The 22,137-nt window shown below is 62.1% G+C and carries 18 protein-coding genes and 1 pseudogene; 8 read left to right on the top strand and 11 right to left on the bottom strand.

The window, feature by feature from the left end:
- Positions 1-123: 123 nt before the first annotated feature.
- The 7 genes from NQ034_RS11085 to NQ034_RS11055 all read right to left on the bottom strand — a co-directional run bounded on the left by NQ034_RS11085 (position 124) and on the right by NQ034_RS11055 (position 9,560).
- The gene (locus tag NQ034_RS11085) at positions 124-2,217 is read right to left on the bottom strand and encodes a hydantoinase B/oxoprolinase family protein (RefSeq protein WP_257048900.1); all 2,094 of its coding nucleotides are present in this window, start codon (positions 2,215-2,217) and stop codon (positions 124-126) included.
- Entirely contained in the window at positions 2,214-4,385 is a 2,172-nt protein-coding gene (locus NQ034_RS11080) for a hydantoinase/oxoprolinase family protein (RefSeq protein ID WP_257048899.1), read from the bottom strand. Before NQ034_RS11080 ends, NQ034_RS11085 begins: the two co-directional genes overlap by 4 nt.
- Positions 4,378-5,760, bottom strand: coding sequence for an MFS transporter (locus tag NQ034_RS11075; RefSeq protein ID WP_257048898.1), 1,383 nt, complete (start codon positions 5,758-5,760; stop codon positions 4,378-4,380). Before NQ034_RS11075 ends, NQ034_RS11080 begins: the two co-directional genes overlap by 8 nt.
- A gap of 111 nt (positions 5,761-5,871) precedes the next feature.
- Positions 5,872-6,576: a L,D-transpeptidase family protein gene (locus NQ034_RS11070; RefSeq protein WP_257048897.1), complete on the bottom strand. Its 705-nt coding sequence runs from the start codon at positions 6,574-6,576 to the stop codon at positions 5,872-5,874.
- Positions 6,577-6,635: 59 nt separating this feature from the next.
- On the bottom strand, positions 6,636-7,259 hold the full coding sequence (locus NQ034_RS11065; protein WP_257048896.1) for a 2'-5' RNA ligase family protein: 624 nt from the start codon (positions 7,257-7,259) through the stop codon (positions 6,636-6,638).
- A 3-nt stretch (positions 7,260-7,262) separates the two neighbouring features.
- A complete protein-coding gene (locus NQ034_RS11060) occupies positions 7,263-8,732 on the bottom strand; it encodes an MFS transporter (protein ID WP_257048895.1) in 1,470 nt (489 codons plus the stop codon).
- 81 nt (positions 8,733-8,813) lie between these two features.
- A complete protein-coding gene (locus NQ034_RS11055) occupies positions 8,814-9,560 on the bottom strand; it encodes an O-methyltransferase (protein WP_257048894.1) in 747 nt (248 codons plus the stop codon).
- 158 nt (positions 9,561-9,718) lie between these two features.
- Here NQ034_RS11055 and NQ034_RS11050 point away from each other — a divergent pair, with 158 nt between their 5' ends.
- From NQ034_RS11050 to NQ034_RS11035, 4 genes are all read left to right on the top strand, one after another.
- The gene (locus NQ034_RS11050; protein ID WP_257048893.1) at positions 9,719-10,081 is read left to right on the top strand and encodes a GntR family transcriptional regulator; all 363 of its coding nucleotides are present in this window, start codon (positions 9,719-9,721) and stop codon (positions 10,079-10,081) included.
- Positions 10,078-11,163, top strand: a complete 1,086-nt coding sequence (locus NQ034_RS11045; RefSeq protein ID WP_257048892.1) for an SdpI family protein — start codon at positions 10,078-10,080, stop codon at positions 11,161-11,163. The genes NQ034_RS11050 and NQ034_RS11045 overlap by 4 nt, the downstream gene beginning before the upstream one ends.
- A gap of 281 nt (positions 11,164-11,444) precedes the next feature.
- On the top strand, positions 11,445-13,625 hold the full coding sequence (gene betT, locus NQ034_RS11040) for a choline BCCT transporter BetT (RefSeq protein WP_257048964.1): 2,181 nt from the start codon (positions 11,445-11,447) through the stop codon (positions 13,623-13,625).
- A gap of 168 nt (positions 13,626-13,793) precedes the next feature.
- On the top strand, positions 13,794-14,333 hold the full coding sequence (locus NQ034_RS11035) for a DUF3592 domain-containing protein (RefSeq protein ID WP_257048891.1): 540 nt from the start codon (positions 13,794-13,796) through the stop codon (positions 14,331-14,333).
- 187 nt (positions 14,334-14,520) lie between these two features.
- Here NQ034_RS11035 and NQ034_RS11030 read toward each other — a convergent pair.
- Positions 14,521-15,300: pseudogene (locus NQ034_RS11030) on the bottom strand (Abi family protein).
- An 853-nt stretch (positions 15,301-16,153) separates the two neighbouring features.
- Positions 16,154-17,197, bottom strand: a complete 1,044-nt coding sequence (locus tag NQ034_RS11025) for an ECF transporter S component (RefSeq protein WP_257048890.1) — start codon at positions 17,195-17,197, stop codon at positions 16,154-16,156.
- Between the two features lie 224 nt (positions 17,198-17,421).
- Between NQ034_RS11025 and NQ034_RS11020 the strand changes: the two genes are divergently transcribed.
- The 4 genes from NQ034_RS11020 to NQ034_RS11005 all read left to right on the top strand — a co-directional run bounded on the left by NQ034_RS11020 (position 17,422) and on the right by NQ034_RS11005 (position 20,626).
- Positions 17,422-18,129: a hypothetical protein gene (locus tag NQ034_RS11020; RefSeq protein ID WP_257048889.1), complete on the top strand. Its 708-nt coding sequence runs from the start codon at positions 17,422-17,424 to the stop codon at positions 18,127-18,129.
- Positions 18,126-19,322, top strand: a complete 1,197-nt coding sequence (locus NQ034_RS11015; RefSeq protein WP_257048888.1) for a hypothetical protein — start codon at positions 18,126-18,128, stop codon at positions 19,320-19,322. The genes NQ034_RS11020 and NQ034_RS11015 overlap by 4 nt, the downstream gene beginning before the upstream one ends.
- Positions 19,323-19,356: 34 nt before the next feature.
- Positions 19,357-20,028 (top strand): hypothetical protein, encoded by a 672-nt coding sequence (locus NQ034_RS11010; protein WP_257048886.1) that lies wholly within the window; start codon positions 19,357-19,359, stop codon positions 20,026-20,028.
- Positions 20,029-20,239: 211 nt separating this feature from the next.
- On the top strand, positions 20,240-20,626 hold the full coding sequence (locus NQ034_RS11005) for a hypothetical protein (protein ID WP_257048885.1): 387 nt from the start codon (positions 20,240-20,242) through the stop codon (positions 20,624-20,626).
- 431 nt (positions 20,627-21,057) lie between these two features.
- On the opposite strand, the gene NQ034_RS11000 is transcribed toward NQ034_RS11005, so the two are convergent.
- Together NQ034_RS11000 and NQ034_RS10995 are read right to left on the bottom strand one after the other, a co-directional pair.
- Positions 21,058-21,645 carry a recombinase family protein gene (locus NQ034_RS11000; RefSeq protein WP_257048884.1) on the bottom strand — a complete coding sequence of 196 codons (588 nt, stop codon included), beginning with the start codon at positions 21,643-21,645 and terminating at the stop codon, positions 21,058-21,060.
- Positions 21,642-22,137 (bottom strand): hypothetical protein (locus NQ034_RS10995; RefSeq protein WP_257048882.1); only part of this gene is annotated, 496 nt, incomplete at its 5' end. The genes NQ034_RS11000 and NQ034_RS10995, both read right to left, overlap by 4 nt.

Here is a 22,137-nt window from a genome sequence, read left to right as displayed (position 1 = left end):
AGCTTGTTGTATTAGGAGTGGTTTCCGATGGACTCCGAACAGTTCACGGAGGATTTCGGAGAGCTGCCCGGCGCCGGCCGCGACGACTTTTCAGCGGCCTCGGCCAAGGGGCCCGCCGGTAGCCTACCGCTCCTCCCGTAGCTCCGCCAGGCCGGCCCTGGCCTCAGCGGCCGCGGCCTGCAGCGCCGCGGGTTCGGCCGGAGTGCGGGGGAAGCCCTCGGGCAGGTCGGCCAGTGCCCGGGCGAACACCCGTGCGCGTTCGCTCCGCCGGAGTTCGACGGGCAGCTCCATCAGCTTCCGGTTGAAATCGTCGTACCAGGCAGACGGGAACACCGTATCCCAGGCGCGGCGCTCGGGCCCGAAGTCGAACAGCTCATCCGCATCCGCACCTTCATCCGCGGCCGGGGCCCCGGCCGGTTGCGCTGCAGCATTCGCCCGACCGGCCTCATCACGGCACTGCGCGGTCGTGTCCTCGTCGACGGTGACCAGGCCGGTCACCCCGTCCACGTCCAGAACCACACCGTATTCGGCCCTGGCCGCGGCCACCGAGACCAGCCCCAGCTCCACATCGTGGGCCACATCGGCGATCGGCCGCTGCAGCGCGGAACCGTAGCCACCTCCGCCGGGAGTGCGGAAGGTGACGGTCTGGCCGGCGCGAAGTTCCAGGAAGTCGAACTTCTGCAGGCGCCGTTCCTCCCGGGTGCCGGCGTCCACCAGCACCTCCATGGGCAGGCCGGGCCGACCGCCCAACACACCCCAGGGGCGGAACACGAACCGGTCGAGGCCGCGGGCCAGCACCCGGGTGTGGTCGGCCTTGATGCGCAGCACGAACTCCAGGCCGGCACCGCCGCGGTACCGCCCGGCTCCGCCGGAATCGCAGCGCAACCCGTAACGGACCACGTCCACGTCCAGCGCGGCCTCGGTCGCCTCGACCGGGGACGGCTGGACGATGCTGTAGCTGTTGTCGCGGCCATCGTGTCCGTCCAGCCCCTCGGCCGCGCCGAAGCCCCCGTAGAGGGTCATGGCGACCTGCGAACCGTAGCCCGCGGCGGTGCGCTCGGCCACCACCACGGGCACCACCACGCCACTGCCGGCGGCCGGCAGCACCCCCGGCGCGGCCTGGAACAGGGCCCCGCCCAGCACATCGGACAGGCGCACCCCCGAGACGTGCCTGGCACCCACCGCGGCGGGGCGTTGGGCGTGGACCACCGTGCCGACGGGCTCGGTGACGTGCAGGGCCCGCAGCTGGCCGCCATCGGTGGGGAAGTCCGGATCCAGGGTCGACAGGGTCGAGCGGATCCGCCCGGTGGTCATCGGATTCGACCGGCCGGCCGTGGCGATGTTGAAGGCCGAGGCGACCTGCGGGTCGGTGCCCGTGAAGTCGATATCGAAGTCCCCGTCCGCGCGCACGCCCACCCGCACCTTGAACCGCACGGGGTAGGGTGTCAGCCCGTCGTCGTCGAGGAAGTCGCTGAACTCGAACGGTCCGGCGGGCAGTTTCCGGGCCAGCGCGCGGGACTTCTCGGCGCTGCGCTGCAGGATCTGCCCGCCCGCGGCCAGATAAGCGCCGAGGCCGTACTTGTCGACCAGCCCGGCCACCGCCTGCTGCCCGTGGCGCAGGGCCGCGAGCATCGCGCGGATATCCGATGAGTTGGCGTCCGGGGTGCGGGAGTTCTGCCGCATAATCCGTTCGATCTCCGGGTCGATCTCACCGTTCTTGACGAACTTCACCGGCGGGATCTGCAGACCCTCCTGGAACACATCCGTGTTCAGCGGGGAAATGCTGCTGGGCACCCGGCCACCCACATCGGAGGAGTGGATGAACGCCCAGCCGTAGCCCACCAGGGTGTCCTCGCAGTAGTACGGCTGGACCACGTGGATGTCCGCCAAATGACTGGAGAGCGCACCGGAGGTGAAGGAGTCGTTCGTGATGAGCACATCACCGGGCCCCAGGCCGCCCACCGCCTCGATGGCCGCCGTCACGTCCACCAGGGTCAACAGGGTGGATCCGACGGTGTCCGGCGCGCCGAGCACCAGGCCGTCCACCCCGACCACGGCGGCGCAGAAGTCCTCGCCGTCCTTGACGTAGAGGGAGCGGCTGGTGCGTTTGAGGGTGAAGCCCATCTCCACCGCGATCGCCGGCAGACGGGCCGCGATAGCGGAGAGGACGACGGGGTTCAGCGGCTCGTCGGTCAATGTCTCCATCTCCTTCGTCATCGTTCCTCCCGATCCAGGCGCAGCGTCGATCCCAGGCCGAGCCCCGCCCGCCAGCCCGGCGGGACCAGGACCGTCGTATTCGGCAGGTCGAATACCGCGGGGCCGGTCACGTGCAGGCCCGCGCCGAGGTCCGCCGCGGTCAGCACGGAGGCCTCGTGGGCCACCCCGCCGAGCACGATCCGGCGGGTGGGGCGCACTGCCGGCGCCGCAGCACGGGCGGGTTCCGGATGACTGCGCTCCGGCGCCCCGCCGGTGGCCGTGGCCTTGGCCGCGATGATGTGGATGGGAGCGTGCAGATCGCGGTGCCCGAACTCCTGTTCGTGCAGCCTGTGGAACTCCTCGGTCAGGGCCGCGACGTCCAGGGGCAGATCGGACGCCGTGACGGGCAGTTCCAGGCTGAAAGCCTGGCCCGCATAGCGCATCTCCAGGCGCAGCAGCACGCGGGCGCGTTCTGCCGCGGAACTGGATTCGGATGCGACCCAGTGCAGGCCCTCGGCGTCGAGTTCGGCGAGGAGGTCGTCTGCGCGCCGGACCGACTCCTCGGTCAGCGGCGCCGCGATCCCACGCAGGTAGTCGCGCCGCAGCTCGGATTCCACCGCGCCCAGGGCGCAGTAGGTGCCGGCGGTCAGTGGGACGATCACGGTCCCGATCCCGACCTCCTCGGCCAATAGTGCGGCATGGGTCGGCCCCGCGCCGCCGTAGGGGACGAGGGTGAATTCTGCGGCCTCGTAGCCGCCGCGGGCCAGGACCTTCTGCAGGCCGGCCGCCATATCCGCCGAGGCGACGGCCACGACGTCGGCGGCCGCGGCCTCGGCCGCCCGCGGGCCGGTGTGCCCCAGCGCCGGTGCCAGCCGTTCCAGGGCCGCCCGCGACAGCTCCGGATCCAGCGTCTGGCGCCCGCCCAGCGGTTTATCCGCGGCCAGGATGCCCGAGGCCAGGTACGCGTCGGTGATCGTCGGCTCCCGATTGCCCAGTCCGTATGCGGCGGGCCCCGGCACGGCTCCGGCGGACTCGGGACCCACGTGCAGGCCTCCGGATGCGTCGACTCCGGCGATCGAACCGCCGCCGGCGCCAATCGCGCTCACGGCGATGACCGGCAGGATGAGCGGGACACCGCCGACCTCGCTGCGGGTCGTGACCTCAGCGGCACCGCCGACTCCCACGGCGATATCGCTGCTGGTCCCGCCCATATCGAAGGACACCATCTGGGCGATGCCGTTGTCCTCCGCCAGGTGCAGGCTCGCGGCCACGCCGGAGGCCGGTCCGGACAGCACCGTGTCCACGGGGCGGCTGCGCGCGGTGGACACCCCGATCGCTCCCCCGTTGTTCGCCGTGATGTACAGCGGGGCGGTGGTGCCCAGCCGCGCCAGGCGGCGCTGGAGTTCGTCCAGGTAGCCGCGCATCAGCGGGGTGATGTACATGTTCAGCGCAGTGGCCGAGGCCCGGTTGTATTCGCGGATCTCCGGCCACACGCCCGCCGAGGTGCTGATCGGGGTGTCCGGGAGGAGTTCGGCCAGGCGTTCGGCGATGCGCGCTTCGAACTCCGGGGCGCGATAGCTGCCCAGCACGACGATCGCCACGGCCGACAGGTCGCGGGCCCTGATCGCCTGGGCGACCCGAACCAATTCCTCATCTGTGGGTTCAGCCGTGATCCGGCCGGCTGCGTCCTGCCGTGCCTCGATTTCGAAGACGTTGTTCCGTGGCACCAGCGGATGCAGACGGGGCTGGCGCAGATCGTATTCCTTGGGCAGACGGCGTCCCAGTTCGAGGATGTCACGGTGGCCCGAGCTGACCACCAGGCCCACGCGGGCGCCCTTGCGCTGGATCACCGCGTTGAGTCCGATGGTCGTGCCGTGGACGATGCTCACGATGTCCGCAGGACGCGCATCCAGCTGTTCCAACAGCCGCGTCAGTCCCCGGATCACCGCCAGGGAGGGATCGTCGGGTGTGCTCGGCTCCTTGACCTGAATCCGCTGGGATGCGGGGACGTCCGGCCCAGCGGCCAGGGCGGCGGTGGACGTCGCCGGGGCCGCCACGGGATCGTCCACGACGGCGACGAAGTCGGTGAACGTGCCGCCCACGTCGATGCCCACGCGGATCCGTTTCGCGGATACCGGTGCGGGAGCCACAGGGGAAGCCGGGGTGGAAACCGGAGTGTCCTCAGTCAACGGGGTGCTCCTTGTCTGCTGCGGCCTCGGGCACAGCATCCGGATCGTGGTCGACCACCGCGTCCTTGGTCTCCGGCATGGTCAGGAAGATCAGCGCGGTGACGGCCATGATGAGGACGACGTAGCCGGCGATGAACGTCGGATGACCGATCGAGATGAACCAGGAGGCCAGCAGCGGTGCGGTGCCGCCCAACACCGCGGTGACCAGCTGATAGGAGAAGCCGATCCCCGACACGCGGACCCGCGGGGGCAGCAGTTCGACGCCGATCGCCGGCGTCAGGGCCTCGATCGTGGACAGCAGCAGCCAACCGATGATGTTCGCCGCCAGATAGGCGCCGAACGACGGATTGTGCAACAGCAGGAAGCACGGGTAGACCATGATGACCAGGCCGATCGAGCCGATGAACAGCAACGGCTTGCGCCCGTATCGATCGGCCAGCCGGCCCGCAGTGGGCAGGGCGATGAGGTAGAGCACCAGGCCCAGCGAATTGCCCATCAGGGCCTTGGACAGGGGGATCCCGCTGACCAGATTCGCATAGGTCGGGATGAACGTGGACCACAGGTAGTAGGGCACGCACACGAACTGGGCCGCCGCGATCTGCAGCAGCCGCATCGGGTACGTGCGCACCACCGTGCGCATCGGGGTCGGAGCGACCTTCTGCTCCTCGGCGATCTCCGTGAACGCATGCGATTCCGGTACGCCGAAGCGCACCCACAGGCCGAATGCCGACAGGACCGCACCCAGTACGAAAGGCAGGCGCCAGCCCCAGGCCGAAAGAGCGGGGTCCGAAATCAGGCTGGTGACCAGATTGGCCGAAACGGTCGCCAACAGGATCGCGACACCGGCCGCCGCGTTGAACAGGCCCGAGAGCATCCCGCGCTTGCCCCGCGGGGCGTTCTCCAGCAGATAGCTGGAGCCGGATTGGAATTCCCCCGCCGCGGACAGGCCCTGCAGCAGCCTGGCCACCAGCAGGATGACCGGGGACCACAGGCCGACCGCGTCGAAGGTCGGCAGTACCGCGATGATGAGCGAGGCGATGCCCATCGTCACGATGGACCAGGCCATGAGCCAACGGCGGCCCAGTTTATCGCCCAGCGGGGACAGGATGAGCGCGCCCAGGGGCCGGATCAGGAAGCCCACCGCATAGACGGCGAAGGCCTGCAGAATCGACGCGATCGCGCTGTCGGAGGGGAAGATCAAAGGGGCGAAGACACTGACCAGGAGTCCATAACAGAACCAGTCGTACCATTCGACCACGGTGCCGATGAGGCCTCCGGTGATCATCCTGGCGCCGAGCTTCGGCGCTCCCCGATCAGTGGCCGCCGCGCTCGCGGCGCCCGTCCCCTGTGGGGTCCGGGCTTCCCTGTCCGCCATGCTGTCGAATCCTCTCGCCGCTCGAGTGCATTACCTGGTCACACGGTCAGCTAGTTTAATCTGCGACGATCTGGTGCCCATGGCCCGGCGTCATATTCAGTGGATCCTTGTTCAGTGGATCTTGATCTGGGTCCTGTCCTTGCCCTGCCACTTGTAGGTCGTGAGCACCCTGGCCTTGCTGATGGACACACAGCCGGCGGTCGTACCGGAACCGGTGTGGACGTGCAGGAAGATGCCCGAGCCCTTGTTCTTCGTGTTCTTCGGGTTGTATCCGATGACCTGGGCATACCGATAGGCCGGCTTCACATAGAGGGATTCGCCCTTATAGCCCTTGGATTTGCGCTGCATCGTGTTGTAGCCCTTGCGTTTGCCCCGGCCGTCGACCCACACATAATCCTTGGTGACCTTCGTGTATTTCTTCGCGCCCTTCTTCCACTGGCCGGGACGCTTATTCACGCCGAAGGCATTGCCCATGGTGAACACGCCGATGGGGGTCTTGCCGTCTCCCTCGACCTTCTTCGCGCTCATCCCGCCGTAGCCGGTGTTGGCGTGCCAGCCGCCGTAGTCCCGGATATAGCGCTTGCCCGACTTGTGGCACAGGTAGACCAGGGAGTCGTCCCGCTTGGACTTCTTGCCCGACTTCTTCTGGTGGCGGACCTCGATGACCTTCTTAGCCGTGACCTTCTTGTCCTTTTCGATCCCGGTGCAGTAGTGGGTCTTCGCCTGGGCGGCGGGGACGCCGAGGCCACTGAGCACCAGTGCTGCCGCCATCGTGAACGAGGTGGCAGCTGTGAGGAGGGGTTTGATTTTCAGCACAGGACTATTGTGCTCCCCCGCGTCCAACCGGCGGGCGGCCGGTCCTCCTCGGACCGGCGCTACGACCCAAGGGGCGTGGCGAACAGGGTATCGAAGGTATACGTGCCCTGTGCCCGGTTCTGGTGGACCGCACACCAGTGGATATGCGAAAAGGTCACGGTGCCCAGCGCCGAGGTCACCGCGGGGTCCCGCTCCAGCCTGCCGGTGATCTGCGCATCGTCCCCGGTGGCGGTCGCATAGGCCAGCGTCAGATGCGGGCCCCACGGAGGTGCGTAGTGCGTTGCTTCCCGGCCCAGGGCCTCGCCCGCCGCTGCGCGCACGGAGGCCACCAGGGCCTCCCACACGGTGTCGGGGCCGGCCGGCACCAGGACCGAGTCCTGGGTCACGGTAGGACCGGCGAACTCCAGCGTCACCGGCGCAAGGCCTGCGGCAGCCTCGCCCGCAGTGCGTTCCAGGGCCGCCAGGCCGGCGGCGCCCAACTCATCGGCCGAGAACCCGAACCGCTGGACGGTCGCGTGCAGCGCATCCAGTGGCTGCGGCGCCAGGAAGGGCAGATCGGCAAGCCGGTCCAGGGCAGGGCACAGACGGTCCCGGGTCGCGGAATCCGGCACCAGGTAGGCGTGCAGCTTTCCCGAGGGATCGTCCCAGTCGTCGACCGTGGTGGCGAAGAAATCGGTGACCATCGTTCACTTCTTCCCTGTGCGGTAGGGGCCGTAGAACACACGCGCCCCGTCCTCGTCCCGCCAGCCGTTGCCGGCCAGGTCCTCGAGTTCGTCCATGCTGCGGCCCTTGGTCTCCGGGGCCAGGAAGATCGAGACCACCAAGCCGAAGATGGCGACCGCGGCGAACAGCCAGGTGGCATTGGCCATGCCCCAGGCGCTCACCAGGATGGGGAACACCAGGACGCCCAGGATCGAACCGACACGGCTGGCCGAACCGGCGAAGCCGACGCCGGTTCCGCGCAGCCGCGTGGGGAACATTTCGTTCGGGTAGACCATATTGAGCACGCCGGGCCCCAGGTTCGCCAGCAGGATCGTCACAGCCAGCAGCACGATCAGCAGGGCCAGGGTGGGCTGCTGCCACACCGCCAGGATCACCAGGGCGATCGCCATGCCGACGAAGCACCAGATGATCTGGCGGCGCCTGCCCCACCGTTCGACGGTGACCATACCGATGCCGGCGCCCAGCACGCCCAAGGCCGCGATCAGCGCAGCGCCCAGGAAGGCCAGCGCGGGCTTCCCGTTCGTGAACGGATCGAGAATCGTCGGGGTGTACATCTGGATGCCGTAGAACGACACGGCGAAGGCGAACCAGAACACCGAGCAGAACACCGTCGCCCTGATGCTGCGGGCGCTGAACAGTTCGCGCCAGCGCCCGGATCCCGCGGCCCGTGCCTGGCCGGCGGCACCGTGTGCGGCCTCGGCGGCAGCGCTGTGCTCTGCTGCGGCCATGGCGCGGGAGTCGATGACCAGGTCGTGCTTCTCCCACATCTCACGCTCGATCGCATCGGCCTCTTCATCGCGGTTCTGGGTGCGCAGCCAGCGCGGCGATTCCGGCATGTTGTGCCGGAAGACGATCACAATGATGGCCAATACCGCACCCACGAAGAGCATCCAGCGCCAGGCATTGGCACCCACCGGCATCAGGAGAATGCCGGTGACGTAGGCGGTGAAGGCACCCAGCTGCCACAGCAGTGACATGAAGATGATGAGCCGGCCGCGGCGTGCGGGGGTGGTGAACTCGGCGGTCGTCGAGGAGCTGATCGGATAGTCGGCGCCGATGAACAGACCCAGCAGGAAGCGCGCGGCGATGAGCTGCCAGGCTTCCTGTGTCACTGCCGCGACGAGCGCGAAGACGACGAAGCCCACCAGGTCGAACATGTACATCTTGCGACGCCCGAAGTAGTCGACGAGCCGGCCGCCGAACATCATTCCGAAGAACATGCCGACGACCACCGAACTGGCCACCAAGCCCGATACGAGGCCGCTGGTGATGTGCCAGGCCGAGGTCAGCCCGGGCAGGGCGACGGCGATGACGGAGACGTCGAATCCATCGATGAACATCCCGGCTCCCGCCAGGAGTGCGATTCGGCTTTGGAATCTGCGGGCCCGGGGAGTCTCCACGCGGGCCTGATCATGAGTCTGGGCGTTGTTCACGCCGCAACTGTACGCCGTGGCCCCTGTTCATTCGGAAAGGAGGGCGGAGAAGAGGGCGGGAAGGTGGGCGGGTCGTGGATTTCACCGGCGACGCATCGACACCTCCATGCCGCCCTGGCCCGGAATCGTCACCGAGGTGAACGGCCCGTCCGGGTCGCGCACGAATGCCAGGTAATCGGCGTACTCGGAATACCCGCTGAGCACGTTGTCGCAGACGACGAGGGCGCCGGGCCGAAGATGGGGCGTGACGAGTTCCAGCGCCGGGCGTGCCATGGGGATCCAGATGTCGACGAGCATGAAGTCGATCGGCCCTGCGATGTCCTGCAAGGTCTCCCGCAGGTCGCCCTGCAGGATGTCGACATAACCGTCCACGCCCGCGGCCCGCAGAGTGCGGTGCGCCGCGGCGGCCTTGGCCGGTTCGTGTTCGGTGCCGATGACGAGGGGCTCCACACCGTCGCCTAAGACACCTCCCGAAGCTGCCGCATTGTCACGGACCGCTGCATTGTCACGGACCGCTGCGGCCAGATAAATCGTCGATACCCCGAACGAGGTCCCGGCCTCCACCACGCGCACAGCGCCCAGCGAGCGACACAGGAGGTAACACAGTGCGGCCTTCTCCGGGTCGAGGGCCACGAGCTTGTCGGACAGAAACCGCTTGCCGTCATCCGTCTGTGTGTTGTCCCATGAGCCGTTCTTGATCCTGCTGCGCACACTGCTCACCAGCTGTGGAAGCAAGGACGTGCCGAGCTGTCGGCGGCTGCGGGCGTGGAGTCTGTCTGCCACGGCACGGGCACGTGGGTCCAATGGCGATGCTGCGAGTTTCGACATGCGCACACCCTAAGAACCCGGCCTGATCAAACCCTGTGCGCATGATCTGCTCACACGGCCGCGCCGGTATCCGGTGCAACATTGATTGTTCTAGTTACACTAGAACAAAGATTCATTTCGGTGGGGAGCACACACCGGCTAATCAATGAGGAGGCCCCATGCTCATCCGGGTAGACGTGGGCGACGCCCGATCACTGCACAATCAGATCGCCGATTCCGTTCGCGCGGATATCGTCGGCGGGTCCCTGACCCCGGGCGACAGACTGCCCAGTGCCCGGGAAACGGCCCAAGCTCTCAACGTCAATGTCCATACCGTCTTGCGCGCCTACCAGCAATTGCGAGATGAGGGGCTCTTGGAGCTCCGGCGCGCCCGCGGTGCCATAGTCACCCCACAGGCGGCGCCCCTGGTGGAACTGTCAATGGACGTGAGCGATCTGGTGGCCCGCGCGAAGTCCCTCGGGATCTCCCGCGAAACCCTGGCGGCACTCATTACGGGAACACAGGAGGAGAACCGATCATGACTCTGCTCAGCGGGAACCGACCCGATTCGAATCGGCCTGCATCAACCGCCCCCGCAGTTCGACGACAGCGCATCGTCGTCCTGTGGATTGGACTCATCCTGCCGGTCCTACTGATCGCGGTGGGTGCCTTCATGATCTGGTTGTGGTTGCCCGAACTGCCCAACCCGGCAGCCACCCATTGGAGCAACGGCCCCGAACCAGATGGGTTTGGGCCACCTTCAACGTACTTAGCCGTACTCTTGGCTATCGGCGGTGGCATGGCAGTGGTGATGGGCGCAGTCGCTTACGGGGCTGAGCGCAGATCCCCCGGCTCGCAGACAGGAACCTGGTTGTCGGCATTCAACCTGGCCATGGCCGCGTTCATGAGCACCACCATGTGCTGGAGCGTGGCCATGCAACGTGGGCTGGCCGATGCCCGCCAGGCGGGGTCCGTGGACCCGTCGATCCTCGTCGCCACCGGGGTAGCGGCCCTGCTGGGCATCGCCGTCTGGCTGGTTCTACGGACCACCGCCAAGGGTGCCTCTGAGCAGAGAGCGAACGGCGACAGAGCTGCAAGCGGGGTGGCCAGCCCGAATGAGCACTCTTTCCCTTTGGCCTCGGGCGAGCGCGTGATGTGGACCGGCACGGCGCGGATGGGCAAAGGCCCCCTCATCATCCTGGGGCTGGGGGCCCTGCTGGCCGCAGGGGCATCCGTATATGGGATCGTCGTCGATCGCTCCACCCTGTGGATCACCGGTCCGACCCTCTTAATCGTGATTCTGGCCAGTGCCAGCTGTCTGACGTTCCGCGTGGTGATCGGGCGAGGCGGCATCACCGTGCGATCTCTCATCGGTATCCCCCGAGTCCACATTCCCCCTGAAAAGGTCGCCGAGGTGCGCGTCGTCGAGGTGGATCCGTTCGCCCAATTCGGCGGCTGGGGCTGGAGATTCGGCGCCGGACGCGCGATGGGGTTCGTGCTGCGCAAGGGTCCGGGCTTGGAGGTCGTGCGGCACACCGGCAGCCGCATCGTGGTTACCATCGACGATGCCACCGAGGCAGCCGCGGTACTTCGGGCCGTCTCCGATTCCCGCAGCGCAGCTTAAGATTCCGAAGCCGCCAGCATATGGCGAATACCCTCGGATGTCCCGCCCGGACTTACCCTCAAGCCTCCTTGAAGGCAAGGCTGACAAACCGGGGAAAACCCTGAGCATATAAGCTAACTTGGTGTCCTTTCCTGAGAAAGGCCTCAAGGTACATTGTCCCCTACCGAAGGCACTGCGTGAAAGACCCGAATCCTCAGAAACCAACGGAACCATTAGTGGAACGCCAGCAGTTCGGCGGAACCGCACGGAGCAGCAGGCGCAGCAAAGACGCTGACACCAAGATGCGCCCTCCCATCTCCAGCACTGAAATGAAGCGCGGGCCCGCGGATCTAGCCCCCGATCCGGCGAGCGGTGGCTCGCGTGTGAATTGGAAAGTCTTCCTCATCTCATCCGCCGTCATCGTGGCATTCTCCATCTGGGCATTCGCAGTGCCGAACAGTGCGCAAACGACAATGAAGTCGGTTGTCGACTGGATCGCCCAGAACCTCGGCTGGTATTACGTCCTCACCGTCACCGTCGTCATCGGCTTCGTCCTGTGGGTCGCCCTGTCCAAATCCGGCAGTCTGCGGTTGGGGCCGGACCACTCGAGGCCCCAGTACAAACTCTTCACCTGGGTAGCGATGCTGTTCTCCGCGGGCGTCGGCATCGACATGCTGTTCTTCTCCGTCTCAGGACCCATCAGCCAGTACATGCAGCCGGCCGGAGCCACTCCGGAATCCGCGGCCGCCGCACAGGACGCCGTGGTGTGGACCATGTTCCACTACGGCATCGCCGGTTGGTCCATGTACTCCCTGCTGGGCATGGCCATGGGCTACTTCGCGTACCGCTGGGGCATGCCGCTGTCCATCCGCGCCGTGCTGTACCCGTTGTTGGGCAAGCGAGTGCGCGGAGCCGCAGGCGATGCGATCGACATCGTCACACTGATCGGAACCGTCTTCGGCGTGGCCACCTCCATGGGCATCGGCGTGGTCCTGCTCAACGTGGGCTTCTCCTTCCTGTTCGGCCTGCCGGAGGGCCTGGCGCTGCAGATCGCATTGGTCATCGTGGCGGTGGTGATGACCGTGGCCGCCTGCACCTCCGGCGTGGACAAGGGCATCCGCTTGGTCTCCGAGCTCAACCTCTGGGCCTGTGCGGCGATGATGCTCTACATCCTGGTCACCGGCAAGACGGCATTCCTGCTCAATGCCTTCGTCGAGAACGTGGGCCGATTCGTCTTCACCCTGCCGGAACGCACTCTGTCGACCCTGGCCTATGTGGGCAACGGCTCGGAGTGGATGGGCGCGTGGACCCTGTTCTTCTGGGCGTTCTGGCTGGCCTGGGGGCCGTTCGTGGGTCTCTTCCTGGCCCGGATCTCCCGCGGCCGGACCCTGCGCGAATTCGTGATCGCAGCCATCACCGCCCCGGTCCTGTGCGACTTCATCATCGTGTCGATCTTCGGCAACTCGGCCCTGTCCAAGGTGTTCGACGGCGACAAGGGCTTCGCCGGACTTGCCATCGATTCCCCGGAACGTGGGTGGTACGCGCTGTTGGAGACGTTCCCGGGTGCTCCGTTCCTGATCGGCCTGGCCACGCTGTCCGGCCTGTTGTTCTACCTGACGAGCGCCAATTCGGGTGCCATGGTGATGTCGAACTTCAGCTCCTCCATCCCCAATCCCGCCGATGACGGCAAGAAGTGGCTGCGCATCTTCTGGGCGCTGCTCACCGCGGTCCTGACCATCGCCATGCTCGTGGCCGGCGGAGTGACGACGATGGAGTACGCGACGCTCATCTTCGCGCTGCCGGTGACGGTGATCGCCTATCTCGTCATGGCCTCGTTCTCCAAGGTCCTGCGCATGGAGAACGCCGAACGCGAGGGCCGGACCCGACGGCACCACGCGATCGCCACCGACGGCGGACCCACGCCGGAGAAGACCTGGCGACAACGGTTGGCCCGGTTCCGGTCGCATCCATCGGAACGCGAGGTCCGGAAATTCGTCGCCGAGGTCGTGCAGCCGGCACTGCAATCAGTCGCCGCCGAATTCCGCCGGCTGGGCTACACGACGAATCTGGAGCAGGGGATCGACCAGGAGTCCGGCATCGCAACGGACACACTGTCGGTTGATATGGGCGAGCACCGCGATTTCAGCTACCGCGTCGCCCCGGTCGAAGCGCATACGCCGGCGTTCGGCGCACGCAATGCTCCCCGCGGTGACGACGTCTACTACCGCTTGGAGGTGTTCACCCAGACCGGTTCCGAGGGCTACGACCTGATGGGCCTGGGCCGGCAGCAGATCATCGACGATGTGTTGGACCGCTACGAAAGCCACATGTCGTTCCTGGGCTATTCGCACGCGTACGCGGTCAAGTCGGTCGTCACCCCGCCGACCGTGCCGGCCGATCCCGGATCCGCTGCGGCCGAGGACGCGACCATCTCTGCGGACAAGGCCACCACCCGGACAGAGGACGGGGCCTTGGAGAAGTAACGCGCTCCGGTGTCCGGGTCCGGGGCTTCTGCACATGCCGGAGGGGAGGCCCTCCGGCATGTGCAGACACATCCCGTGCAGGCCGCCCGTACACGGATCGAGAACTTTGATATGTTTCGCTCATGATGTTTCCGACAAGGTTCCCGGATTTCACACGTGGAAGTGCCTGTGCCGCCCAATTTTGATTTCTCAGAACAGATGGCGGCCCGGGCCCGCAGCAAAGACCGGTTCAACGGGATCGTAGCCCTGGTGGTCGCGGTCGTGGCGATCGTGTTCGGGCTGTATGTTCACCACACCGGCGTCGATGCCCGAGCGCACATGACGGAAACCGGCACTGCGACGCTTTCCCCCGGCGCCTCCGAGGATCGGGAATCGAGCTGTAGCGGCAGCGGCCATTCCAAGTGCGACACCCGTTACACGTGCAACTTCACCTACCAGTTCATCCCGGAGCGCGCCGGCAGCCGGGGTGACGAAGATGCCAAGGTCAGGGGCTCGGGCTCCGACAGTGGGCAATGCGGCAACGACCACACCGCAGGCGTGCAGATGACCGTCTACTACGATCCCGCCAATCCGGATCGGAACACCGTGGTGAATCCGAGCAACTTCATGAACACGTACTCGTGGCTGGTCCTCGTGGCCGTCGGAGTGGCCTCGGCCATTTTGGGACTCGTCTGGATTCTCTCCTCCCGGGCGAAGCGCAGGGACTGACGAGCCGATCCACACATTCCGCTTCCCGGTCGTGGCCGTGAAGGCAAGAGGCTTCCCATTCGGCGGAGGATAAGGGATTTGAACCCCAGGGTTCTGTTGGTGAGATCCGCGCCGTTACTGGGGAAGCAGGGCTTGGCAAGCACCAAAATGTGCCATACCCACACATTCCCCACACATCTGTTCAGCGTCAGCGCGCCGCCCAAAGGGCAGACTGCTGCCATCCTTCGGGCGCCCCGATTCGTTTGAACGGAACGACCCCGTTCTCTGGATACGTCGTCAACAAGGCCGGTAACGAGGTGGCGGCCGACAGCTTCAACTCATGGTGCAGGTACTGAATCAAGGTGAGCTGCGTGAAAACGCGATTCTCGCTACCCTTCGCCACAGCCAGCCGTGGATCGCTGCTGAATCTCGGTTTGATGTCGAAGACACGGTTGAACAGCCGCGCATGGTGCGCAGCGTAGTTCCTCAAAATGTTCAGTGACTTCAACCATGACTCAAGTTGCGGTGCTCTCAGCCCGCACGCGTCAGCGACCGGGTTGCGTGCACACCCGGGCGCCATACCGTAGAGGTGTGAAAGGGTGCCCCAGTCCATCACCTCGACAGCCGCCCAGATCGGGAGTTTGTCACCATACTTCTTCTTATGGTGCGCAACGAAATCTTCACGCGATGCTCTCAGCGCTGCTTCGTATTTCTTCAGCCAAACCTCGTAGCGAGTATCTCCCCGCTTCGAGACGATCTGGCGAGCAGAGGCTCCAAGCAGTTCTGGTTTCAAGTGGAAGAAGGGATCTATCGCACCCAGTGCATGCCCGAGTAGCGCACGAACGGCCAGTTCGATTCATGCGAGTTCACCAGAAACGACATTTCGGAGTTGCTCGTCGAACAAGTACAACTGGTGGACAAGCTCAAATGACGCACCCGGCCGAAACACGTCGAGGCTCTGCCCAGTTCCAGAATCGAAGCGCCGCATGGGATGCCAGTAGCCGGAAAGACGGTAGTAGTTCAGCTGACGCAACAACGCTACAGCAGATGGCGGGTCTTCGACGGTCATGCCGCGCTGTTCAAGAAGTGCAATCTGCTGCGTATATGTCTTGAACTGCTTGGCGTCCGTCATCGTCACCACTTTGGAAGAAAAACGAGGACCGGCCCTGGACTCCCACCGAAGCGGGCAGCGGAACCGGTCTTGTTATCCCGAAACTAGCACAGACGTCGTTGAAAAAGAAGACCGCCCCTGACTTCGAAGAGGCGAGCCGGTACTGATGCAACACGTTCTAGCAGAGGCTATCGGCCAAAAGAGAACAGACCCGCGTCTCATTTAGAGAAGCGAGCCTGTCGTAGTGCCCTTAACTTCAGGCGAGAGACGTCGGCCGGTCAAGCAAACGTGCATCGTTGTCAAGGGTCCGCTCCCCCAGTCTAGACAAGGGAAAAGCCCGGAATCTCAGTGATTCCGGGCTTCAACCTCAACGCGGAGGATAGGGGATTTGAACCCCCTCGAAGCTTCAGCAACTATAGCAACGGACTTCGCGAATGGTGATTCCACGTCACCCCGAAAGTCATGCCCCACCACGGTCTCACATTCGTTCATCAAAATTCGTGAAAAATTGCTAGACACCTGCAACTCGAGGTACGTCTCACTAAACATCCCAAAGTTGCAGTAACGGCCTGCAAGCCTTATGAAATCCTCCAAGATACTGCGGCCAACGTAGCGTGCAGTCTCGCGGAGAGTCAAGCCGAGTCGGGCGATTGTGCATGACCATTGAGTTGATCTCTTAGACCGCTGTAGCTGACGTCTCACCCATGACCCACCCACTTTGCAGGTACCGTCATGAAAGTGCATGAGACTGACAACTCGACCCCACCGGTGCATAGTTGCTGAGGCGTAAGTAGAAGAATGGCTTGTCGTGCGTTCCAAGGCCTTTGACATGGAGTTTCGATCCAATGGCGTTGAGCAGCATCAGGATGATGAAGCCAGACAATAGCTTGTCCACTACCGACAGGATCAGATTCGCCTGGAAGACGGACAGAAGTTCAGGCTCTCCCAAGCTCGTGAACGTATGAACAATAGAGTCGCCATTATGTCCAGTGCCACCGTTGAAAAAGAGAACGAGTATAGGGGTCGCAATCAGGGAACAGGCCACAGCTACAGCTACATTGAGTGAGAAGTAGCGACTGAAGGAACGTCCGAATCCAAGTTTCCGAACTCCGTAACCCCAGACGAGAGCGCCTATAGAGCTAACCACGACAAGTGGGATCACCATCGAGCCGTGGATCGAATATCCGAACACGCTTGTGGCAGCACCGACGAAAACGCCATACCAAGGCCCCAGTGCAATCGCAGCAAGACCAGTGCCGATCATGTCTAGATAGAGCGGTAAGTGCAGGAAAGCGATCGCCGTATAGCCCACAAAGTTAATCCCCAAACACAGTGCAACTAACAGCGCACGAACGGCAACTGGATGCAAACTCGGCCATGCTGGTTTTGGTGTTTCCTCCGTGATCTTTGGTTCCGGTTGAGTTACAGATTCTGGTGTAGGAGCCGACTTCACCCTTACGGATAGCGCCCGAGCTTCATTGCATCGAGTCCGCCAGGTTGCTACCTCTGCTTCAGTGGCTCCGAGGGCTTCCACAATCTCGCAAACCAAGTTCGTATTGATTCGAGAACGCCCCTCGCGGAAGGCGTCATAGACAGTGGTGCGGCCAGGGCGAGAGGAGGCAGGACTGACGCCTCGGGCTTCACGTTGCTTACCGATTCGACGGACGATCTCAGCGTAGGGAACGTCTCCAGCGGTGACCCGAAGCTGTTGAAGGTCATGAGCTATCTTGTCGTAGCTCTCGTCTTCCGAGTGTTCCAACCCCTCGGCTGTCATCAACGTCTCCTGTCTCTCACCTGTGTTGGCAACGATCATAACGGGCGTGTTCGGGAGTGCATACCGCGGTCGGGCTTGTTCGGGTTTGTTCGGGATGCGTGCTCCTGCAGTTGAGCGCGTCTAGTGCCACATACGGTGAATCTCGAACCCCTTTACGTACTGACCTCAGACAGGTGTGTCTCCGTACGCCCTGGACTGTTGCGAACCAGGAAGGACGAACCCACATGGGCATGTTCGGAGAGGTAGCCAAAGGAGCAGCCACAGGCTATGCAGTCGGCTCATTCTTTGCAGACCCCAGAAGTACCAGCCGCAAGGCAGTAGCAGCCGCCTTCACCATCGTTGCAGCATTCTTCATGATCCTCTTGACCAGCCTGATGCAACTCATGGGTAGCGATGGCGACACCGAGAAGAACATGGCAACGTCTCCATGGGGCATTGTCATGAGCCTGGTCATTGTGATTGCCGGAGCCAAGTTTCTCACTAAGGCCCCGTTCTCAGTCTTCAAATTCCCCCTCCATCTCATCGCATCCTTCCGGACTAGCATCCCGTGCATCGTTGGTTGGGTCGTGCTTGTCTTGCTGATGATCCCGACTTTCTTCATCGTGAAGAGCCCTGGCGGACTGTTCTTCCTCGATCTACTCGTGATCGTGGTTTCGTTTGTAGTAGGTGGGCTCTCCGTCTCGGACATCAAGAAGATCCAGCAAGGCGGCAGCGCAGTGCAGACCGGAGTAGCGCGAGCAATGAATGCAGCTCCTGAAGCAGTACAGCTCACATGGACGGGGGCACTTCACAAGCCAACGTATATTGTGGCGCTCCCCTACGTTCTCCAGCGTGAAGCTCTTCCGATGCTTCACCAGAATCTCGCTCATGCACTCCCGAACCATCAGGTCATCGACTTGAACGAACACCAGGTGGTGCTGGCTCAAGCATGAGACTCACGACCAGAACAACAATGACGACACTTGCAGCCATAGCCAGTGTCTGTCTTGCACTCGCGCTCACTGCATGTGGCGGATCGGGTGGAGGCTCCACGGCCAAGACACCAGGTGCTAGCCCAACAGCTGAGTTCAACCCCAAGCTCACGATGCAGTCCGAGACGCTGAAATACGGCGACAAGTCCACAGTGACGGTAGATGCCCAGGTGCCGAAGGTTACGGGCGTTGAGTCATCCATAGCTGACGGCTACACCAAGGCTTTCAAAGCTGACCTCATGAAGGAGTTGAAGAAGAACTCCATCAGTATCGAAAGCGGTATCTCGGGCGGCTCAGAGGAGCAATGTGACGAGCACACCAAGGGCAAGTGCATCACTCATGCTCGGTTCAAACAGCATGACGCTCAGATCTACAAGGACTACGCCACTGTCTCGTACGAGCTGGGGATCACACCATTCGGCGCCCATCCCGAGACCACGGTCAAGTCACTTACCGTGAACCTCCGAACCGGGAAGCCAGCCCAGCCGAGCGACTTCATCAACACCAGTGACCCTGACCTTGCCTCAGCTATCAAGAAGGGCAAGTGCTTGGAAAACTACGATGAAGATCCAGCCTCGGCCAACGGCTTCGAAGCATTCAGCCCCACGGATAGTGGCTTCAATGCCACATGGTCGGCCGGAGCGCACTCATTCGACGCCTGCGGGATTGGGGATGTGACGCTCCCCTGGTCGGACTTCGGGAAAGAAAAGCCTTCAGGTAGTCCGAACGCTGGTATCCAGGAACCAAGCGATTCCCCGAAGGCCGCAGGGAACTCATGCGCTGGAAATCCCAAGTTACCGGAGGGAGCAGCGCCGGAAGGTTGCGTGACAAGACCAAAGGGAGCGAAGCAGCTACCCACTGAGAGTCTCATCATGACTCCGACCAAGAACATCTGGTGCAGTGCTTCAGCTGAAGTTCTGGATTGCAGCATGATCAACCCCCAGGTTCGAATAGATCTCAACCCCACTGGCAAGGCGTTCAAACCGAACCGCGATGACGGCCCTGCAGCACAACAGCCAGTAACGCTTGCACACGGCACTTCAGCGACCATCGGTGACTACGCCTGTTCAAGTGCAAAGAAGGGACTCACTTGCTGGAGCATCCACTCTAAGCATGGCTTGTTCCTCTCCAAGGCTAAGCAAGTCCTCTGGTGACCCTTCCCCAAAGCTACTGAAAGGCAGTAACTCTATGCGCACAATCAAGCCGATCCTCGGAACCCTCGCAACGCTCGCACTCGTCGGAAGCCTCACTGCTTGTGGTGGCGGAGGATCTGACAAGGCAGCGGATGGAACTAATGGCGACTCAGCGAAGGAAGCAAACCAACCGAAGAGTACATACTCAAGCGATCCGAACGACCCAAAGCACCTACTTCTTGCGGGCAGACACCCTGAAGAGACTTGTATGGCTTACCTCGGCAAATCAACTGACTTCGCCAAGAAGTTCGACCTCAAGAGCGCACCGTCTACAAAAGAACCTGATAAAGATGCAGTCGCGGCGCCGGCTAATGGTGCCTGGAACGCAGAATACGATGACAAAGCAGGGAAAAGCGAGGACTCCAGGCAATCTTACGAAGAAGATGGCGCGAGTCTCTCGTGCTCCATACCATTCAAAAAAGACAAATACGGAAAGTTCGTATTTGTAATGAAAATAAATTACAAAAGCGCAGGCGGAACTTCAAATGAGGGTGACACCATCTCCGATTACAATAAGCGGATGGGAGTTAGTTGGTACACGATTACGACCAGAGGTAGCTCCGAAAGTGAAACAGGAAGCGAACCAACAGCGAATATCTCACCCAAAAACGATAACGACGAATACACTGACTTCATGAATAAAGTACTCGAAAACATGCAATATTAACACCCGTAGAATTGACTGGAGTTGCCGCACCGAAAGGGTGCATTCTTATGCATGTATTAAAGCCAATCCTTGGAACCATTGCAACGCTCGCAATCGTAGGAATTTTGACCGCTTGTGGCGGTGGCAGTAGTTCATTAACTGGTGCAGCAAAACCTGACGATAGACTCAGCATCGACTCAATCGATTCCAAGGAAAAGCTGAAGCCGCTTGTATGAAGGTGGCAGGAAATCCAGAAACGCTATTTAAGGCACTCGGTCAGACACGCAAACCGGAAGGGGATGACTGGACAAATAGAGTCGACGATTTCGGCAAAGGTGGCAGCAACGGTAGACTCCTTCGCTGTAACATGCCAGTTGACTACACACCCGAAAATAGCGACGAACTCGACTACTCAGAAATTCAAATTATATTCGGAAATAAACAGGGCTGGGACAATCTAGCGCACACCATTAACGGCACTGACGGACTAGTTATCGGCGATGACAGTGTAACTACGACAGTAAATATTTCTGACCCACTAGATATAGTAAAATCGGTCGACAAGGAGATAATGGCAAACTATCTTAGTCATCAAGTGATCCCAAAGATCAAGGGCTGACCACTTCTCTCACTCGGAGCCGGCCACCGATTGGAGGTGGCCGGCTTTTTGTAGTCTGACGGATCACTTCAGAGCGGGTTTCGAGAAGTCGCCAACAGGTGTGAGTCCCCGAAACAGAGGGATCGTCATCAGTATGGCAATAACTCCGAGGACGAGGACCCAACCTGCTCCAGGTAACACTAACGCTCCATATGCACAAACCAGACCCCAGAGGATCGTTCGGGGGAATCTGAACATCACGATTCCAACGATGCAAGCGACACCAGCGATCCAGAAGAACCGAATGTCACCAGTTGTCCACCAGAGAACGCCACCGATGAAGAGCACCAGGAACGAGATCTTGTGACGTGCAATCAGTGTGCCGATCATGAGCTATCAGCCTTTTTCTTGGCTGCTTCCCACTGTTCAATCGTTACATAAGGCTTGTTCTCCTAGCCGTAGATGCCAAGGACCCGATCAACCGTAGTGCGAGACACCTTCCAGTCCTTAGCGATCCTCCGGTCTGTAGCCCCGTCCTTGTAGTCATCCCGAATCGCCTTGACCTGCCGGTTGCTCAACTGAGGCTTCGGCCCAAGCCGTAGACCTTTCTCAACCTTTGCTGCTCGACCCTCACTCATCCGTGAAGTGATCAAGTCTCGTTCGAACTTAGCGAGACCGGCAAAGATCGTGACTACCAACTCGTCATAGGCGTTCCCCAGTTCGTACTTCAGTCCACCGTCAAGAGTCCTGAAGCTTGCTCCCATACGAGCCAGTCGTTCCAACCCGTCCAACACTGACTTCGTGCTCCTACCGAAGCGGTCAAGCTTTACAACGATGACTTCAACAGCTTCATCCTCATCAAGCCTCTCTTGCGCCAACTCGAAGAGGTGACGATACTTCGGTGACTTGTGGTTCTTGGCACCGCTCACTGCCTGGTCAGAAATAACCTCGTCACAGCCAGCCTTACAGAGCTGTTCTTCCTGAACCTTCGTGGACTGTCCTTTGGTGCTTACGCGAGCATATCCAATTTTGTAGGTCATGATAAATCTCCTTCAAGTCTGTTTGCAATTTCATCTAGCCGGTCTGCTTCGTCAAGCCAGGATTGGATGTATTCAGCTTCAGCTTCCAAAGAAGCATCAGGACTCGGCTCATTCTTCCAATCCACCATTTCTTTGCGTAGAGCAATAGCAGCCCCGGTGAGAGTTTCAGCAACAGCTTCGATTGCTTCCTGCTCGCGGGGTGCAACACCGAGCCAATCAGGCCGTGAATTCATATCTTTCTGGATCAAAACCACTTGGGAGTCAACATCTGTCGTATCAAGATCGCCGCCAACCGCGATAACCTCTTGACCAATGCCTGACAATATATTCTCAAGGAGTCGGCACAACTCGCTGTCTACACCTAGCCTCGATTTTTCACGGGTTGGGGTTTGTGCTTGATCGCGGCGTCGTTGTCTCATGTTGTAGGTGATTGTACTGTTCGGGTGTGATGTGCCTGCGCGTGTCGCCGCGGTGGTCGGGCCGTTCCATGGG

The organism is Brevibacterium moorei (genome assembly GCF_024580735.1).
Lineage (GTDB): Bacteria > Actinomycetota > Actinomycetes > Actinomycetales > Brevibacteriaceae > Brevibacterium > Brevibacterium moorei.
Note: the sequence above shows the minus strand (reverse complement) of the source record. Positions and strands in the feature narration are given on the sequence as shown.

What these genes read in the sequence shown, in the direction of transcription:
- NQ034_RS11085 (WP_257048900.1), bottom strand. Translation starts at nt 2,217, where the DNA reads ATGACGAAGGAGATGGAGACATTGACCGACGAGCCGCTGAACCCCGTC.
- NQ034_RS11075 (WP_257048898.1), bottom strand. Translation starts at nt 5,760, where the DNA reads ATGGCGGACAGGGAAGCCCGGACCCCACAGGGGACGGGCGCCGCGAGC.
- NQ034_RS11065 (WP_257048896.1), bottom strand. Translation starts at nt 7,259, where the DNA reads ATGGTCACCGATTTCTTCGCCACCACGGTCGACGACTGGGACGATCCC.
- NQ034_RS11055 (WP_257048894.1), bottom strand. Translation starts at nt 9,560, where the DNA reads ATGTCGAAACTCGCAGCATCGCCATTGGACCCACGTGCCCGTGCCGTG.
- NQ034_RS11050 (WP_257048893.1), top strand. Translation starts at nt 9,719, where the DNA reads ATGCTCATCCGGGTAGACGTGGGCGACGCCCGATCACTGCACAATCAG.
- NQ034_RS11045 (WP_257048892.1), top strand. Translation starts at nt 10,078, where the DNA reads ATGACTCTGCTCAGCGGGAACCGACCCGATTCGAATCGGCCTGCATCA.
- betT (WP_257048964.1), top strand. Translation starts at nt 11,445, where the DNA reads ATGCGCCCTCCCATCTCCAGCACTGAAATGAAGCGCGGGCCCGCGGAT.
- NQ034_RS11025 (WP_257048890.1), bottom strand. Translation starts at nt 17,197, where the DNA reads ATGACAGCCGAGGGGTTGGAACACTCGGAAGACGAGAGCTACGACAAG.
- NQ034_RS11020 (WP_257048889.1), top strand. Translation starts at nt 17,422, where the DNA reads ATGGGCATGTTCGGAGAGGTAGCCAAAGGAGCAGCCACAGGCTATGCA.
- NQ034_RS11015 (WP_257048888.1), top strand. Translation starts at nt 18,126, where the DNA reads ATGAGACTCACGACCAGAACAACAATGACGACACTTGCAGCCATAGCC.
- NQ034_RS11010 (WP_257048886.1), top strand. Translation starts at nt 19,357, where the DNA reads ATGCGCACAATCAAGCCGATCCTCGGAACCCTCGCAACGCTCGCACTC.
- NQ034_RS11005 (WP_257048885.1), top strand. Translation starts at nt 20,240, where the DNA reads ATGAAGGTGGCAGGAAATCCAGAAACGCTATTTAAGGCACTCGGTCAG.
- NQ034_RS11000 (WP_257048884.1), bottom strand. Translation starts at nt 21,645, where the DNA reads ATGACCTACAAAATTGGATATGCTCGCGTAAGCACCAAAGGACAGTCC.